The organism is Pseudomonas sp. GW821-FHT09E12 (assembly GCF_059416085.1).
Window position 1 is genome coordinate 239,328 of the sequence record NZ_JBWKOM010000010.1, and the last position, 15,724, is coordinate 255,051.

General features: G+C 61.5%; 18 protein-coding genes. 15 read left to right on the top strand and 3 right to left on the bottom strand.

Annotation, left to right across the window (positions count from 1 at the left end; translation table 11 throughout):
• Positions 1–203: 203 nt before the first annotated feature.
• The 5 genes from AC07PQ_RS26630 (at position 204) to AC07PQ_RS26650 (ending at position 2,984) form a co-directional block, all read left to right on the top strand.
• Positions 204–794 (top strand): cysteine hydrolase family protein, encoded by a 591-nt coding sequence (locus AC07PQ_RS26630; RefSeq protein WP_493186387.1) that lies wholly within the window; start codon positions 204–206, stop codon positions 792–794.
• 141 nt (positions 795–935) lie between these two features.
• Positions 936–1,256: a hypothetical protein gene (locus tag AC07PQ_RS26635; RefSeq protein WP_007932271.1), complete on the top strand. Its 321-nt coding sequence runs from the start codon at positions 936–938 to the stop codon at positions 1,254–1,256.
• Positions 1,257–1,331: 75 nt separating this feature from the next.
• Positions 1,332–1,889, top strand: a complete 558-nt coding sequence (locus AC07PQ_RS26640; protein ID WP_007932272.1) for a Smr/MutS family protein — start codon at positions 1,332–1,334, stop codon at positions 1,887–1,889.
• 77 nt (positions 1,890–1,966) lie between these two features.
• Positions 1,967–2,512, top strand: a complete 546-nt coding sequence (gene folE, locus AC07PQ_RS26645) for a GTP cyclohydrolase I FolE (RefSeq protein ID WP_003204506.1) — start codon at positions 1,967–1,969, stop codon at positions 2,510–2,512.
• A 100-nt stretch (positions 2,513–2,612) separates the two neighbouring features.
• Complete coding sequence (locus AC07PQ_RS26650; RefSeq protein WP_493186386.1) at positions 2,613–2,984, top strand: glutathione S-transferase N-terminal domain-containing protein; 372 nt, start codon at positions 2,613–2,615, stop codon at positions 2,982–2,984.
• Between the two features lie 107 nt (positions 2,985–3,091).
• Here AC07PQ_RS26650 and AC07PQ_RS26655 read toward each other — a convergent pair whose 3' ends face one another.
• Positions 3,092–3,694: a glutathione S-transferase family protein gene (locus tag AC07PQ_RS26655; protein WP_007932276.1), complete on the bottom strand. Its 603-nt coding sequence runs from the start codon at positions 3,692–3,694 to the stop codon at positions 3,092–3,094.
• 12 nt (positions 3,695–3,706) lie between these two features.
• A complete protein-coding gene (locus AC07PQ_RS26660) occupies positions 3,707–4,873 on the bottom strand; it encodes an aminotransferase-like domain-containing protein (RefSeq protein ID WP_493186385.1) in 1,167 nt (388 codons plus the stop codon).
• 81 nt (positions 4,874–4,954) lie between these two features.
• Here AC07PQ_RS26660 and AC07PQ_RS26665 point away from each other — a divergent pair, with 81 nt between their 5' ends.
• The 3 genes from AC07PQ_RS26665 to AC07PQ_RS26675 all read left to right on the top strand — a co-directional run bounded on the left by AC07PQ_RS26665 (position 4,955) and on the right by AC07PQ_RS26675 (position 7,758).
• On the top strand, positions 4,955–5,389 hold the full coding sequence (locus tag AC07PQ_RS26665) for a MarR family transcriptional regulator (RefSeq protein WP_007932281.1): 435 nt from the start codon (positions 4,955–4,957) through the stop codon (positions 5,387–5,389).
• A 328-nt stretch (positions 5,390–5,717) separates the two neighbouring features.
• Entirely contained in the window at positions 5,718–7,067 is a 1,350-nt protein-coding gene (locus AC07PQ_RS26670; protein ID WP_009045053.1) for an NCS2 family permease, read from the top strand.
• Between the two features lie 64 nt (positions 7,068–7,131).
• Entirely contained in the window at positions 7,132–7,758 is a 627-nt protein-coding gene (locus tag AC07PQ_RS26675) for a LysE family translocator (protein ID WP_493186384.1), read from the top strand.
• Between the two features lie 184 nt (positions 7,759–7,942).
• Here AC07PQ_RS26675 and uraH read toward each other — a convergent pair whose 3' ends face one another.
• Complete coding sequence (uraH, locus tag AC07PQ_RS26680; RefSeq protein WP_023966464.1) at positions 7,943–8,296, bottom strand: hydroxyisourate hydrolase; 354 nt, start codon at positions 8,294–8,296, stop codon at positions 7,943–7,945.
• 420 nt (positions 8,297–8,716) lie between these two features.
• Between uraH and puuE the strand changes: the two genes are divergently transcribed.
• From puuE to AC07PQ_RS26715, 7 genes are all read left to right on the top strand, one after another.
• Positions 8,717–9,643 carry an allantoinase PuuE gene (puuE, locus tag AC07PQ_RS26685; RefSeq protein ID WP_007921782.1) on the top strand — a complete coding sequence of 309 codons (927 nt, stop codon included), beginning with the start codon at positions 8,717–8,719 and terminating at the stop codon, positions 9,641–9,643.
• Complete coding sequence (uraD, locus tag AC07PQ_RS26690) at positions 9,640–10,155, top strand: 2-oxo-4-hydroxy-4-carboxy-5-ureidoimidazoline decarboxylase (protein ID WP_007921783.1); 516 nt, start codon at positions 9,640–9,642, stop codon at positions 10,153–10,155. The genes puuE and uraD overlap by 4 nt, the downstream gene beginning before the upstream one ends.
• A 77-nt stretch (positions 10,156–10,232) precedes the next feature.
• Positions 10,233–11,228, top strand: a complete 996-nt coding sequence (alc, locus tag AC07PQ_RS26695; protein ID WP_007921784.1) for an allantoicase — start codon at positions 10,233–10,235, stop codon at positions 11,226–11,228.
• Between the two features lie 151 nt (positions 11,229–11,379).
• A complete protein-coding gene (locus AC07PQ_RS26700; RefSeq protein WP_493186383.1) occupies positions 11,380–11,883 on the top strand; it encodes an ureidoglycolate lyase in 504 nt (167 codons plus the stop codon).
• Between the two features lie 51 nt (positions 11,884–11,934).
• On the top strand, positions 11,935–13,254 hold the full coding sequence (locus AC07PQ_RS26705; RefSeq protein ID WP_087092404.1) for a urate hydroxylase PuuD: 1,320 nt from the start codon (positions 11,935–11,937) through the stop codon (positions 13,252–13,254).
• A gap of 179 nt (positions 13,255–13,433) precedes the next feature.
• Positions 13,434–14,792: a nucleobase:cation symporter-2 family protein gene (locus tag AC07PQ_RS26710; protein ID WP_053262224.1), complete on the top strand. Its 1,359-nt coding sequence runs from the start codon at positions 13,434–13,436 to the stop codon at positions 14,790–14,792.
• A 145-nt stretch (positions 14,793–14,937) separates the two neighbouring features.
• Positions 14,938–15,723, top strand: coding sequence for an outer membrane protein OmpK (locus tag AC07PQ_RS26715; protein WP_493186382.1), 786 nt, complete (start codon positions 14,938–14,940; stop codon positions 15,721–15,723).
• Position 15,724 lies beyond the last annotated feature (1 nt).

The window sequence follows — 15,724 nt, forward strand, 5'->3', positions numbered from 1 at the left end:
AACAGCCAAAACGTCTGAGGACGACGCATGAAAAATCTGAGTCTGCGGGGCGTTCGGGCGCTTTTCCCTGCATTCGACCCGATTCTGCATAGCCCTTGACACGGCTGTAGGCCAGCAACCACGCACCTTACGTTAGTAGCGATTCACAGAAGCGCTCCGCCAGAGGACAATGTCGCAAAAGCCCCACTCACAGGAGCCCCAGAATGTCCGTTCCAAAGACGATGTTTCAACTCAGCGGTCGTGGTTATGCAGCGGCTAATTTGAGCCACGCGACCCTTGTGATCATCGACGCCCAGAAAGAGTACCTCAGCGGTCCGCTGGCCCTGTCCGGCATGGACGCTGCGGTCGCCAACATCAAGCAACTGGTCGCTGCCGCCCGCTCCGCCAGCCGCCCGGTTGTGCATGTGCGCCACCTCGGCACCGTCGGCGGCCTGTTCGACCCCCAGGGCGAGCGCGGTGAGTTCATCCCCGGCCTCGAACCCCTGGGCGACGAGACCATCATCGGCAAGCTGCTGCCGAGCGCCTTCCATGGCACCGAACTGGAAAAGCGCCTGCAGGACCTGGGCTCCCTGGACCTGATCGTCTGCGGTTTCATGAGCCATTCCAGTGTCAGCACCACCGTGCGCGCGGCGAAGAACCTGGGCTTTCGCTGCACCTTGGTGGAAGACGCCTGCGCCACTCGCGATCTGCCCTACAAGGGCGGCATCCTCAGCGCCGAGCACGTGCAGCAGACCGAAATGGCCATCATGGCGGACAACTTCGCCACCCTCGCCGCCACCAAAGATCTGATCTGATCGACCTGCAATGAGCGGCGCGCCTTCAGGGGCAAGGCCGCTCATCCGTAAAAGCCTCTCATTTGCCGTAATTGCCTTAGCCTCAGGAACCACCCGGTCATCTTTCGGTCGAAGGGCCGATACCCATTGAGGAAGGTCGGAATGAAGATATCCGATGGTTTTGACGCACGTCGTCTGCGGCCCAAAGGCCCGCGGAACTGGCGTTTGCGCCTGGGCGCGGGATTCTCCGCGTTGCTGGCGACCTTCGGTGTGCTGCTGGCGATGGCCGGGGCCGCCAGCCTGTTGGGGCGCCCTCCGGCGCTGGGCGAATTGAATGCAAGTCCGGCGGGTTCCGCGGTGATTCTAGCGGTCGGTCTGTTACTGCTGTATGTCGGCGTCTGGCTGTGGCGTCGCTGCCGGCGGCGCATGCGCCAGCCGCAGACCCTGAACATGGCTCCCCACCTGATGAAGAAGCATGACTGAATCGACGGCAACACGTTTTGTCCCGCCCCTCTCCCGTCGAGTTGGGTAAACTGCTCGGTCTTCGCGGAGGCTGACATGCAAGACGACGATTTTTCCCTGTTCAAAAGCGCGATCCAAGGCGTCAAGCCGATCAAGCACGATCGCGCCGAAACCGGCAAACCCAAGGCTGACCGGGCGCAGATCGCCAAGCTGCGCCAGGCAGCCAGCGTGCGCACCGAAACCACGACCGTCGACGGGCTGTCCGATCAGTTCGTGATCGATGTCGGCCCGGAAGACGAGCTGATGTGGGCCCGCGACGGGGTTCAGGAAAGCCAGATGCGCAAGCTCAAGGTCGGCCAGATCCCTTTCGAGGGCAGCCTCGACCTGCACGGCATGAACGTGGAAAAGGCCCGGGAAACCCTCTGGGCATTCCTCGCCGAAGCCACCAAGTTCGAAATCCGCTGCGTGCGCGTCACCCACGGCAAGGCCGTGCGCCTGGACGGCAAGCGGCCGATGATCAAGAGCCACGTCAACACCTGGCTGCGCCAGCATCCCCAGGTACTCGGCTTCACCTCGTGCCAGGCCAAACATGGCGGTGCCGGGGCGGTCTACGTGATGCTCAAACGCACCATGATGGAAGGCCGCGACGAGTAAAGCCGCTTCGTCGCGCTTGCAGCGCCCGGTCCGCCACCGTACCCTTGCCCTTTGCGTAAAATCCCACAGGTAGTTTCATGTCCCTGGAACAGAATTACACGGCGATCCTTGGCCAATTGGGCGAAGACGTCTCCCGCGAGGGCCTGCTCGACACGCCAAAACGTGCCGCCAAAGCCATGCAGTACCTCTGCCGCGGTTATGAACAAACGCTGGAAGAAGTCACCAACGGTGCCTTGTTCAGCTCCGATAACAGTGAAATGGTGCTGGTCAAGGACATCGAGCTCTACTCGCTGTGCGAGCACCATCTGCTGCCTTTCATCGGCAAGGCTCACGTCGCCTACATTCCGAGTGGCAAGGTGCTGGGCCTGTCGAAAGTCGCGCGCATCGTCGACATGTACGCGCGCCGCCTGCAGATCCAGGAAAACCTCAGCCGCCAGATCGCCGACGCGGTCCAGCAAGTGACCGGCGCCCTGGGCGTCGCGGTGGTGATCGAGGCCAAGCACATGTGCATGATGATGCGCGGTGTGGAGAAGCAGAACTCGTCGATGATCACCTCGGTGATGCTGGGCGAGTTCCGCGAAAACGCGGCAACCCGCAGCGAGTTTCTCAGCCTGATCAAGTAAACGGCTGCCCGAAAGAACCGGCGTTCATCGCCGGTTTTTTTTCGCCTGGCAAAAATCAGGTAAGCTGCCGCCCCTTCTTTCATGGGCAAGAGGCAATATCGTGATCGTCAAAGCGCTTCGAGTCGGCCTGGGCCAGCTCATCATCTTCATCGACTTCATCACCCGCCCACGCAAGCAGCAGCGCCCCGCTGCCGCTCAAGCCCAGGTCGAACAGGCCGCCAAGGGCCTGGCCCTGTACCAGTTCCACGCCTGCCCGTTCTGCGTGAAAACCCGCCGCACCCTGCACCGCCTGAACGTTCCGGTGGCCCTGCGTGACGCGAAAAACAACGAACAGGATCGCCAGGCCCTGCTGGAGCAAGGCGGCAAGATCAAGGTGCCGTGCCTGCGTATCGAAGAAAACGGCCAGACCACCTGGATGTACGAGTCCAAGGTGATCATCGATTATCTGGACAAGCGCTTTGCAACAGCTTGAATGGTTGGTGGCGTTCTGAAGGACGTCATCGCGCCAGAACAGCCCCCACAAGATCCAGACCATAAAAAAACCGACCCAAGGGTCGGTTTTTTGTTTCCCGCAGAGACTCAGTCGAGCATCCCGATATGCCGCGGGTGGCTTTCCACCCGCTGCATCCACGCCTGGATGCCCGGGTAGCGCGCCAGGTCGAAGCCACCTTCATGGGCGACATGGGTGTAGGCATAGAGCGCGATATCGGCAATCGAGTACTGCTCGCCCACCAGATACGGCGTTCGCGCCAACTGGTGTTCCATCACATCCAGGGCCTTGTAACCGCGTTTTTGCAGCTTCTCGTATTCGTGCTGGCGTTCTTGCGGCAACCCCAGATAGAGCTGGATGAAACGTGCCACGGCAATGTACGGCTCATGGCTGTATTGCTCGAAAAACTGCCATTGCAGCACTTGCGTGCGTAAACGCGGCTCGCTCGGCAGGAATTCGCTGCCGTCGGCGAGAAAGTTGAGAATCGCGTTCGACTCCCACAGGCAGGTGCCGTCTTCCAGCTCCAGCACCGGGATCTTGCCGTTGGGGTTCTTCGCCAGAAACGCCTCGGTCTGCGTATCCCCGTTCAAGATGTCCACGGCATGCCACTCGTAAGGCTGGCCGAGCAGATTGAGCATCAGCTTGACCTTGTAGCAGTTGCCGGACCGGTAATCCCCATAAACCTTGTACATGGCCCTCTCCCCTTAGGCTGCCTGTGCAGCCTGTGCTTGACGTACCACGGTGGCCAGCCGCTTGAGACCTTCGTCCAGACGCGCCGGATCGATATGACTGAAATTCAACCGCAGGTGACCTGGATTGCGGTCCGGCTCGGAGAAGAAGGGTTCGCCCGGCATGAATGCCACGTCCTGCTCCAGCGCCGCTTTCAGCAAAGTGCGGGTGTCCAGCGGCTGTTTCAAGGTCAACCAGAAAAACAGCCCGCCCTGGGGCACCTGCCAATCGGCCAGATCGCCGAAATGACGTTGCAGGGCGGCCTGAAAACCATCGCGGCGCACCCGGTAGAAATCGCGCAATTCGCCCAGGTGCTGCTGGTACTGCTCGGTACCTATCCATTGCAGCGCCTGCCATTGGCCGACGCGGTTGGTGTGCAGGTCCGCCGATTGCTTCAACCGCAGCAGATGGGGAAACAGGTCCGGGCTGGCGATCAGGTAACCGACCCGCAACCCTGGCAGCAGGGTCTTCGACACCGTGCCGGTGTAGATCCAGCTGGCCTTGCGCAGGCGCCCGACAATAGGCGTGGCGTTGCCGCCATCGAACGTCAGTTCGCGGTAAGGCTCGTCTTCGATCAGGGTCACTCCGAACTCGTCGAGCAGCGCCGCCACGGCATCGCGCTTGGCCTCGCTGTAGCGCACCGCCGAAGGATTCTGGAAGGTCGGGATCAGGTAGATGAACGCGGGACGATGCTGCTCCAGGCAGGCGCGCAATTGCGCCAGATCCGGCCCATCGGCCTGAAGCGGCACGGTCAGGCAATCGGCGCCGAACAGCTGGAAGATCTGCAGTGCCGCGAGATAAGTCGGCGCTTCCAGCATGATCTCGGTGCCCTTGTCGATGTACAGCTTGGCCGCCAGATCGAGGGTCTGCTGGGAGCCGCTGACCACCAGCACCTGGCTGGCCTCGCACGGCACGCCCAGCGCCCGGGCCTGTGCCGCCAGGGCCTCGCGCAGCTGTGGCTCGCCTTCACTCATGCCGTATTGGCCCATGGACACCGGCATCGCCTGCCAATCGACCTTCGGCAGCATCGCCTCGGCGGGCAGGCCTCCGGCGAACGACATCACTTCCGGACGCTGCGCGGCGGCAAGGATTTCACGGATCAGTGAGCTTTTAAGACGCGAAACACGTTCGGAGAAGGCCATGAGGTCACCAGTAGCAAAGGCGGAGGAAAATACGTCAAACTGCTTGACCGAAATTACGCCGACTTTCGCAGATACGTCAATATGCTTGACCTTAAAAACCAGACCACCCAACAAGCCGCCATGGAAGCCTTCTTCTTTGGTTACCAGGCGTTCACCGCCAAGGCCGACGAAATGCTCGAGCGTCGCGGCCTGAGTCGCGTGCACCAGCGCATCGTGTTTTTCATCGCCCGCTATCCGGGGCTGAGCGTGAAAGAACTGCTCACGGCACTGGGCGTGAGCAAGCAGGCGCTGAATATCCCGCTGCGCCAATTGATGGAGATGCACCTGGTCAACAGCGTTGCCTCGCAGAGCGACAAGCGCAAACGCCTGCTGGAGCTGACGGAAGACGGCGCGCGCTTTGAGCAATCGCTGCGGCGCGAGCAGGTCAAGCTGCTGCAACGGGTATTCGCCGAGGCCGGCGAGGCGGCAGTGGATGGCTGGCTGGCGGTGAACAAGGCTCTGGGCGAAAACCGCTGACACCCCAGCCCGCGAGCACGCAGCGGTCGTCAACCTGCATACCCGATACTTCTGCAGGACCGCGTCAGCCCCATTACGACCGCTGCGCGCTCGATCGCAGGCTGCGCCAGCGGCTACAGGGCATATAGCCTTTCTGGCGGACTTTTCGCACACAACCTAAAAAACATTATTTGCTTTCTTTGTATACAAAAGCATAATTCGCCACGTGCGAGTTCCTGACCTAAAGGTCAATAAAAGCCCGCAAGCCTTACATGCCTCAAAGAGCCGCTGCCCACCCTCACGTGCCCGGCTCTGGAAAAAATAATAAAACTCTTGAGGAGTACTCGCTGTGGAAAGCCGCAAATCCGAAGCCCCTACGCTGGAACTTTCGCCGCCGCTGAACAGTGGCTGGCTGGAGCGCATCTTCAAACTCAGGTTGCATGGCACCACGGTGAAGACCGAGTTGATCGCCGGTCTGACGACCTTCATCACCATGGCCTACATCATCTTCGTCAACCCCAACATCATGGCCGACGCCGGCATTGACCACGGCGCGGCCTTTGTCGCCACCTGCATCGCCGCCGCCCTGGGTTGCCTGTTGATGGGGCTGTACGCCAACTGGCCGGTAGGCCTGGCGCCCGGCATGGGGCTGAACGCCTTTTTCACCTACACCGTGGTCGGAACCATGGGTTACAACTGGGAAACCGCCCTCGGTGCAGTGTTCGTCTCCGGCGTGCTGTTCATGTTCCTGACCTTCTCGCGGATCCGCGAATGGCTGCTCAACAGCATTCCGGCCAGCCTGCGTTTTGCCATGGGCGCCGGCGTGGGTTTGTTCCTGGGGCTGATCGGCTTGAAAACCGCGGGCATCGTGGTCGATAGCCCGGCCACCCTGATCAAGCTCGGCTCCCTGCGTGAACCTGGCCCGCTGCTGGCGGCGGTCTGCTTCCTGATGATTGCCGTGCTCAGCTATCACCGGGTGTTCGGCGCGATCCTCATCAGCATCATCACCGTGACCCTGGCCGGCTGGGGCCTGGGCCTGGTGCACTACGAGGGCATCATGTCGGCCCCGCCGAGCCTGGCACCGACCTGGATGGCCATGGACGTCGCCGGGGTGTTCAACGTCAGCATGATCAGCGTGGTGCTGGCGTTCCTCTTCGTGCACATGTTCGATACCGCCGGCACCCTGATGGGCGTGGCCCAGCGCGCCGGCCTGGTCAACCCCGACGGCAAGATCGAGAACCTCTCCCGCGCCCTGAAGGCGGACAGTGCCTCCAGCGTATTTGGCGCGGTGGTCGGCGTTCCGCCCGTGACCAGTTACGTGGAAAGTGCCGCGGGTGTCGCCGCAGGTGGTCGGACTGGTCTTACCGCAGTGACCGTAGGTGTGCTATTTATCGCAGCCATGTTTTTCGCACCGCTGGCTGGCATGATCCCCGCTTATGCCACCGCCGGCGCGCTGATTTATGTGGCGATGCTGATGATGGGCGGCATGGCCCACATCGATTGGGAAGAGGCCACCGACAGCATCCCGGCGATCGTGACCGCCATCATGATGCCGCTGACCTTCTCGGTCGCCGACGGTATCGCCCTGGGCTTCATCACCTACGTGGCCTTGAAGGCCGGGACGGGCAAGTACAAGGAAATCTCCATCAGCCTGTGGGTGCTGTGCGCGATCTTTATCGCCAAGTTCATTTTCTTGTAGGTACATCGGTTTCAAACGGCCTCACCCCCGTCGGGTGAGGCTTTTGCGCATAAGGAGAAAGGCAATGAGCGTGGAAACCTGGCTGCTGTTCAGCGGCGCGGCACTGGTGGTAATCCTGATTCCGGGCCCGCTGTCCCTGCTGATGATCAGCAACAGTCTGAATTACGGTTTGCGCCGGTCCTACCCGGCGTTTCTCGGCGGCGTGTTTGCCTCGATCTGCCTGCTGAGCGCCTCGGCCCTGGGCCTGGGCGCCCTGCTGCTGGCCTCGGAACAGCTGTTCAGCGCCCTGAAAATCGTCGGTGCGCTGTACCTGTTCTATCTCGCCTGGCAAAGCTGGCAGCAATCGCGGCAGCCGTCTCATGGCGCCGAAGTGCCCGAGGCCGCACCGAAACCACGCTTTCGCGCACTGTTCGGGCGCGCTTTTGTGCTGGGTGCCAGCAACCCGAAAGACATTCTGTTCTTCGCCGCGTTTCTTCCACAGTTTCTCAGCGCCGAGCAGCCCTTCCTGCCCCAGCTGCTGATCATGATCGCCACCTGGACCGTACTCGACCTACTGTGCAAGCTGACTTACGGCCTGGGTGCCCACGGTGCGGCGCGCTACCTGCGCAGCGGCAAGGGCCAGAGCTGGTTCAACCGGGTCAGCGCCGGGCTGTTCAGCGGCGCCGGTGCCGCGTCGCTGTTGAGCCGCTGAAAGCATCGCGGGCAAGCCTCGCTCCTACAGAAGCCAATCCTGTAGGAGCGAGCGGGCGGCGATCCGACTTGCCCGCGATAGCGTCCTCACAAGCACCACCTTTCTGGGAACGAAAAAAAGCCCGCAGTGTGAGCGGGCGAAAGACCAAAGAAGCTATTTGCGCAGGCTTCGTGGGGGGAAAGTCCTAGCTTCCTCTGTAGGTCGAATAGCTGTAGGGCGAGATCAGCAGCGGTACGTGGTAATGCTCCTGCTCGGCCGAGATGCCAAAGCGCAGCACCACCACATCGAGAAACGCAGGTTCGGGCAGTTGTACGCCGCGGGCACGGTAGTAATCACCGGCATGGAATTGCAGCTGGTAAACCCCGGTGCGGTAGTCATCGCCTTGCAGCAGCGGCGCATCGCAACGGCCGTCGCTGTTGGTCAGGGCACTGGCGACCAGTTCCAGCTGCGTACCTTCGACCCGGTACAACTCGACCTTGATGGCGCTGCCTGGGCAGCCATGCGCGGCATCCAATACGTGTGTAGTCAAACGTCCCATTGATTCTGCGTGTCTGTGCGCGCTCACACGTCCAGACCTCGCGCCTCCTGAAGTCAGTTGATAAGGAGACCGCACCGTTTCGGAGCACGAAAGGATGCGGCGAGGAATTTATTAAGACACTTTTCAAAAAAATTGTACACAATAAAAATCACCCATTTCCGGGTACTTCGAACAAGCCCCCGTATTCCCTTGATCAGCGGCTACACCATGAGGACAGAAGACTTTTCATCCATTAGCTGACCAACCAGGCAGGTTTCTTGCAGTACCCAGGCATGAACACAATCGATGAAAAATGCAAAAAATCGGGCTTACAAACCGAATGAAAAGTTGTATACAATCAGTCCATCGCTGTGACGCCAGCCTGTCCTTCTCCCCAGGCCCCGCCACGCCACCGTTATCACGATAAGAAGGAAGACTGCAGTGAGCGCTGACTACCCACGCGACCTGATCGGTTACGGCTCCAACCCTCCTCACCCTCACTGGCCGGGCAATGCCCGCATCGCCCTGTCGTTCGTGCTCAATTACGAAGAAGGCGGCGAGCGCAATATCCTGCACGGCGACAAGGAGTCGGAAGCCTTCCTTTCGGAAATGGTCGCCGCCCAGCCCCTGCAGGGCGAACGCAACATGAGCATGGAATCGCTGTATGAGTATGGCAGCCGTGCCGGCGTCTGGCGGATCCTCAAGCTGTTCAAGGAATTCGACATTCCGCTGACCATCTTCGCCGTCGCCATGGCCGCCCAGCGCCATCCGGACGTGATCCGCGCCATGGTCGAGGCCGGCCACGAGATCTGCAGCCACGGCTACCGCTGGATCGACTACCAGTACATGGACGAGGCCCAGGAACGCGAGCACATGCTCGAGGCGATCCGCATCCTCACCGAAATCACCGGTGAGCGCCCGCTGGGCTGGTACACCGGCCGCACTGGCCCGAACACCCGGCGCCTGGTGATGGAAGAAGGTGGTTTCCTCTACGACTGCGACACCTACGACGACGACCTGCCCTACTGGGAAGCCAACAACCCGACCGGCAAGGCGCACCTGGTGATCCCCTACACCCTGGACACCAACGACATGCGCTTCACCCAGGTCCAGGGCTTCAACAAGGGCGACGACTTCTACCAGTACCTCAAGGATGCCTTCGACGTGCTGTACGCCGAAGGCGCCGAGGCACCGAAGATGCTGTCCATCGGCCTGCACTGCCGCCTGATCGGCCGCCCGGCGCGCCTGGCCGCCCTGAAGCGTTTTATCGAGTACGTCAAAGGTCACGATCAGGTCTGGTTCACCCGCCGCGTGGACATCGCCCGCCACTGGCAGCAAACCCATCCGTTCCCGGGGGCGGCGAAATGAGCACCTTCCAAACCCTGAAACCCTCGACCCTGAGCCGCGACGCCTTCGTCAACGCCTTCGCCGACATCTACGAACATTCGCCATGGGTCGCCGAAAAGGCCTTCGACCTGGGCCAGGATGCCTCGATCGACCGGATCGACACCCTACACCAGCGCATGAGCGACATCCTGTTGAGCGCCGACCACCAGAGCCAGTTGGCCCTGATCAATGCTCACCCGGACCTGGCCGGCAAAGCCGCCGTCCAGGGGCAACTGACCGCGGCCAGCACTGAAGAACAGTCTGGCGCGGGTATTCACCAATGCACGGCCGAAGAGTTCCAGCGCTTCACCGAGCTGAACGACGCCTACAAGGCCAAGTTCAAGTTTCCCTTCATCATGGCGGTAAAAGGCAGCAACCGGCATCAGATCCTCGCGGCGTTCGAAGCACGCATCCACAACTCGGTGGACACCGAATTCAGGTGCGCGCTGGCGGAGATCAACAAGATCGCCCTGTTCCGATTACTGACTCTCTAGCAAGCCTGGCCCGAGTACGAAACGTACCCAGGGCCCTGCAAGCATCCCAAGCCACTCTATAAAGGCAGACAAGAAGAATGAAAGCTTACGCCGTACCTTTCGAGAAGTTCGTCAACCTGGCCGACGCCCGCCTGGGCACCAAGATCATTTCGGTGACCGATGACTGGTTCGCTGACGCCAACCGTCTGTTCCAGCCGACCCCGGCCGTATGGAAGGAGGGCGTTTTCGATGACAACGGCAAGTGGATGGACGGCTGGGAGTCGCGCCGCAAGCGCTTCGAAGGCTACGACAGCGCGGTGATCCGCCTGGGCGTGCCTGGCCAGATCAAAGGCGTGGACATCGACACCTCATTCTTCACCGGCAACTTCCCGCCATCGGCCTCCCTGGAAGCCTGCTTCCTGGCCGAAGGCGAACCGAATGAAAACACCCAGTGGGTGGAAGTGCTGTCGGCCGTCGAGCTGCAAGGCAACAGCCACCACTACCACGAGATCAGCAACGACCAGGCGTTCAGCCACCTGCGCTTCAACATCTACCCGGATGGCGGCGTGGCCCGCCTGCGCGTGTATGGCATTCCGTACCGCGACTGGTCGGCGGTCGGCGACAACGAGCAGATCGACCTGGCAGCCGCCCTCAACGGCGGCCGCGCCCTGGCCTGCTCCGACGAACACTTCGGCCGCATGAGCAACATCCTCAACCCGGGCCGCGGCATCAACATGGGCGATGGCTGGGAAACCGCACGCCGCCGCACGCCAGGCAATGACTGGGTGATCGTCGCCCTGGGCCATCCGGGCGAGATCGAGAAAATCATCGTCGACACCCTGCACTTCAAGGGCAACTACCCGGACAGCTGCTCGATCCAGGGCGCCTTCGTCAAGGGCGGTACCGACAGCCAGATCGAAACCCAGTCGCTGTTCTGGCGTGAACTGCTGCCGAGCCAGAAGCTGGAAATGCACGCCGAACACACCTTCGCCGAGCAGATCAAGGCCCTGGGCCCGATCACCCATATCCGACTGAACGTGTTCCCGGACGGTGGTGTCAGCCGCCTGCGGATCCTGGGCAAGGTCGCTCGGTAATGCCGAGCCTGTAGGTGTAGGAGCGAGCTTGCTCGCGATAGCGTCAGACCGGGCGATAGATGAACACCGGACAACCGCATCGCGATGCAAGCTCGCTCCTACAGGACAGCACAAGACGACAACAACGAATTCACAGATTAAGAAGAACAGCATGCGCACATTGATGATCGAACCGCTGAGCAAAGAAGCCTTCGCCCCCTTCGGTGACGTGATCGAAACCGACGGCAGCGATCACTTCATGATCAACAACGGTTCGACCATGCGCTTCCATCGTCTGGCTACCGTGGCAACCGCCACGCCGGACGACAAGGCGATCATCAGCATCTTCCGCGCCGACGCGCTGGACATGCCCTTGACCGTCCGCATGCTGGAGCGCCATCCGCTGGGCAGCCAGGCTTTCATTCCGCTGCTCGGCAATCCCTTTCTGATCGTGGTCGCGCCACTTGGCGATGCACCTGTATCGGGCTTGGTCCGCGCCTTTGTCAGCAATGGCAGGCAGGGCATTAATTACCATCGCGGCGTCTGGCACCACCCGGTGCTGACGATCGAAAAGCGGGATGACTTCCTGGTGGTTGATCGCAGTGGCACAGGCAACAACTGCGATGAGCATTTCTTTGAAGAGGATGAGTGTTTGATCCTCGCCCCCCACCAATAAGAGAAGGTCTGATCACCCGAAAACAAGGGTGACAGGCGAGAGGTAAAGACTGTGGAAGCACATCTGTTGGAATGGCTCAACCTGAGCGTGCGTTGGGTTCACATGATCACTGGCGTGGCCTGGATCGGCGCGTCGTTCTACTTCGTCTGGCTGGAAAACAACCTCAATCGCGTCAACCCCAAGGACGGCCTGTCGGGCGACCTCTGGGCAATCCACGGTGGCGGCATCTATCACCTGGAAAAATACAAACTGGCCCCACCGTCCATGCCGGAAAACCTGCACTGGTTCAAATGGGAAGCCTACTTCACCTGGATGTCGGGGATCGCCCTGCTGTGCCTGGTGTTCTACTACAACCCGATGCTCTACCTGGTAGCGCCCGGCAGCGGCCTGACCGGCCCTGAAGGCGTGGCCATCGGCATCGGTTCGCTGATCGCCGGCTGGTTCGTCTACGACTTCCTCTGCGACTCGCCCCTGGGCAAGAAACCCGCCCTGCTCGGCTTCATCCTGTTCGTGCTGTTGATCGCCGCGGCCTATGGCTTCAGCAAGGTGTTCAGCGGTCGCGGCGCCTACCTGCACGTCGGCGCCATCATCGGCACCATCATGGTCGGCAACGTGTTCCGCATCATCATGCCGGCCCAGCGCGCGCTGGTGGCCGCCATCGCGGAAAACCGCACGCCGGACCCGACCCTGCCGGCCAAGGGCCTGCTGCGTTCGCGCCACAACAACTACTTCACCCTGCCCGTGCTGTTCATCATGATCAGCAACCACTTTCCGAGCACCTACGGCAGCCAGTACAACTGGTTGATCCTGGCCGGGATCGCAGTGCTGGCGGTGCTGGTACGTCACTACTTCAACACCCGCCACGACAGCCACAAGTTCGCCTGGACCCTGCCGGTCGCCGCCCTGGGCATGATCTGCCTGGCCTACGTCACCGGCCCCGCGCAAATGGCCAACAGCCCGGAAGTGGCCAAGGCCCCAGCGAAGATCGAGTACCAGCCACTGCCGGAAACCGCCATCGGCGGCGGCGCCAAGCCTGAAACCGCAGCAACTCCAGCAGCTCCGGCGACTCCCGAAGTGGCTCCGGCACAAGCGTCCACGGCGGCCCAGGGCCCGACCTTCGACAAAGTGCATAACGTGATCCAGGAACGTTGCACCGTCTGCCACTCGGCCAAGCCCACCAGCCCGCTGTTCAGTGCCGCGCCGGCCGGCGTGATGTTCGACACCCCCGAGCAGATCAAGCTCCAGGCCCCACGGATCCAGGCCCAGGCAGTCGCCAGCCAGATCATGCCGCTGGGCAATATCACCCAGATGACCCAGCAGGAACGTGACCTGATCGGCGCCTGGATCAACCAGGGGGCGCGCACCAACTAGTACCGCGGTGCCTTGACGACCGCTATCGCAGGCAAGCCTCGCGCCTACAGCATGTGTGTTGCTTCTGTAGGAGCGAAGCTTGCTCGCGATCGGCCGCCACGCGGTTGGCCTGCTGCAAAAAAGCTGTTCGCAACCACACAGCTTTCTAATCACAAGAATAAGAAGATCCGAGGTGTTGCATGTCCGCGTTAACCGAACCGCGCATCCCCGACGCACCCGCCATTGCGCGACTGCCCCTTTTGCAACTGATCCTGGTCGGGTTGCAGCATGTTCTGCTGATGTACGGAGGCGCCATCGCGGTGCCGCTGATCATCGGACAGGCCGCGGGTCTGAGTCGTGAAGAAATCGCCTTCCTGATCAATGCCGACCTGCTGGTCGCCGGCATCGCCACCCTCGTACAATCCCTCGGCATCGGCCCCATGGGCATCCGCATGCCGGTGATGATGGGCGCCAGCTTTGCCGCCGTGGGCAGCATGGTAGCCATGGCCGGCATGCCGGGCATCGGCCTGCAGGGGATCTTCGGCGCGACCATCGCCGCCGGTTTCTTCGGCATGCTCATCGCGCCCTTCATGTCCAAGGTGGTGCGCTTCTTTCCGCCCCTGGTCACCGGCACCGTCATCACCTCCATCGGTCTGTCGCTGTTCCCGGTCGCGGTGAACTGGGCGGGCGGTGGTAGCCACAATGCCGAATTCGGTTCCCCCATCTACCTGACCATCGCCGCGCTGGTGCTGGGCACAATCCTGCTGGTACATCGGTTCATGCGCGGTTTCTGGGTGAACATTTCCGTGCTGATCGGCATGGGCCTGGGCTACGTGCTCTGCGGCCTGATCGGCATGGTCGACCTCAGCGGCATGGCCCAGGCGCCCTGGGTGCAGGTGGTCACTCCGCTGCATTTCGGCATGCCGCAGTTCCATCTGGCGCCGATTCTTTCGATGTGCCTGGTGGTGGTGATCATCTTCGTCGAGTCCACCGGGATGTTCCTCGCCCTGGGGAAAATCACCGGTCAGGAAGTCACCCCGCGCATGCTCCGCCGTGGCCTGCTGTGTGATGCCGGCGCCTCGTTTTTCGCCGGTTTCCTCAACACCTTCACCCACTCTTCGTTCGCCCAGAACATCGGCCTGGTGCAGATGACCGGTGTGCGCTGCCGCTCGGTGACCATAGTCGCCGGCGGCCTGCTGATCGTGCTGAGCCTGCTGCCCAAGGCGGCTTTCCTGGTGGCCTCGATTCCCCCGGCGGTACTGGGTGGCGCGGCTATCGCCATGTTCGGCATGGTGGCGGCGACCGGGATCAAGATCCTCCAGGAAACCGATATCGCCGACCGGCGCAATCAACTGCTGGTGGCGGTGAGCATCGGCATGGGCCTGATTCCGGTGGTCCGTCCGGAATTCTTCGCCCACCTGCCCCTGTGGATGAGCCCGATCACCCACAGCGGAATCGCCATGGCCACCCTCAGTGCGCTGGCCCTGAACCTGCTGTTCAACATTCTGGGCGGCACCGAACGGGCCGCCAGCAACGCCCGACACGCCCACCAGCATTGAAGCCTGGACGGGGCGGCCCGACAGCCGCCCCTGCTTGACCGTCGATACCCGAAATACACGCACGACAGGCAGACCCGGCACCGCGCCCGGTCGCAGTCGGCGGCTGCCTGCGCCTTGACAATAAAAACAAACAGGGAGCAACACGATGAGACATGCACACGCACGCCTGCTGCTCGGCGGCGCACTGCTGGCCACGACCCAGGTCATGGCCGGCGACCTGCTGCTGTGGCAGACCAACAGCCTGACCTACCTGTACGGCAAGAACTTCGCGATCAACCCGTCGATCCAGCAGACGGTGACCTTCGAGCACGCCGACCGTTGGAAATACGGCGACACCTTCCTGTTCGTCGACAAGATTTTCTACAACGGCGAGGAAGACCGTAACAAAGGTCCCCACGCCTTTTACGGCGAGTTCAGCCCCAGGCTGTCGTTCGGCAAGATCCTCGACCGCTCATTCGCCTTCGGCCCGGTCAAGGATGTGTTGCTGGCCATGACCTACGAATATGGCGAAGGCGACAGCGAGGCCTATCTGATCGGCCCCGGTTTCGATCTGGCCGTTGCGGGCTTCAACTATTTCACCCTGAACTTCTATCGCCGCCAGACCGAAGGCCCGCGCCCCGGCGACGGTGTCTGGCAGATCACCCCCTCCTGGTCCTACAGCATCCCGCTGGGCCGTTCGAACCTGTTGGTCGACGGCTATCTGGACTGGGTGGTGGACAACGACCGGAACGACCGCGGTACCTACCACGCTAACCTGCATATCAATCCGCAGATCAAATACGACCTGGGCAAGGCCCTGCGCCTGGGCGAAAAGCAGCTGTATGTCGGTCTCGAATACAGCTACTGGAAAGACAAATACGGCATTCAGAACAGCACCAACCTGGACACCAATCAGAACACCGCCAGCCTGCTGGTGAAGGTGCATTTCTAGA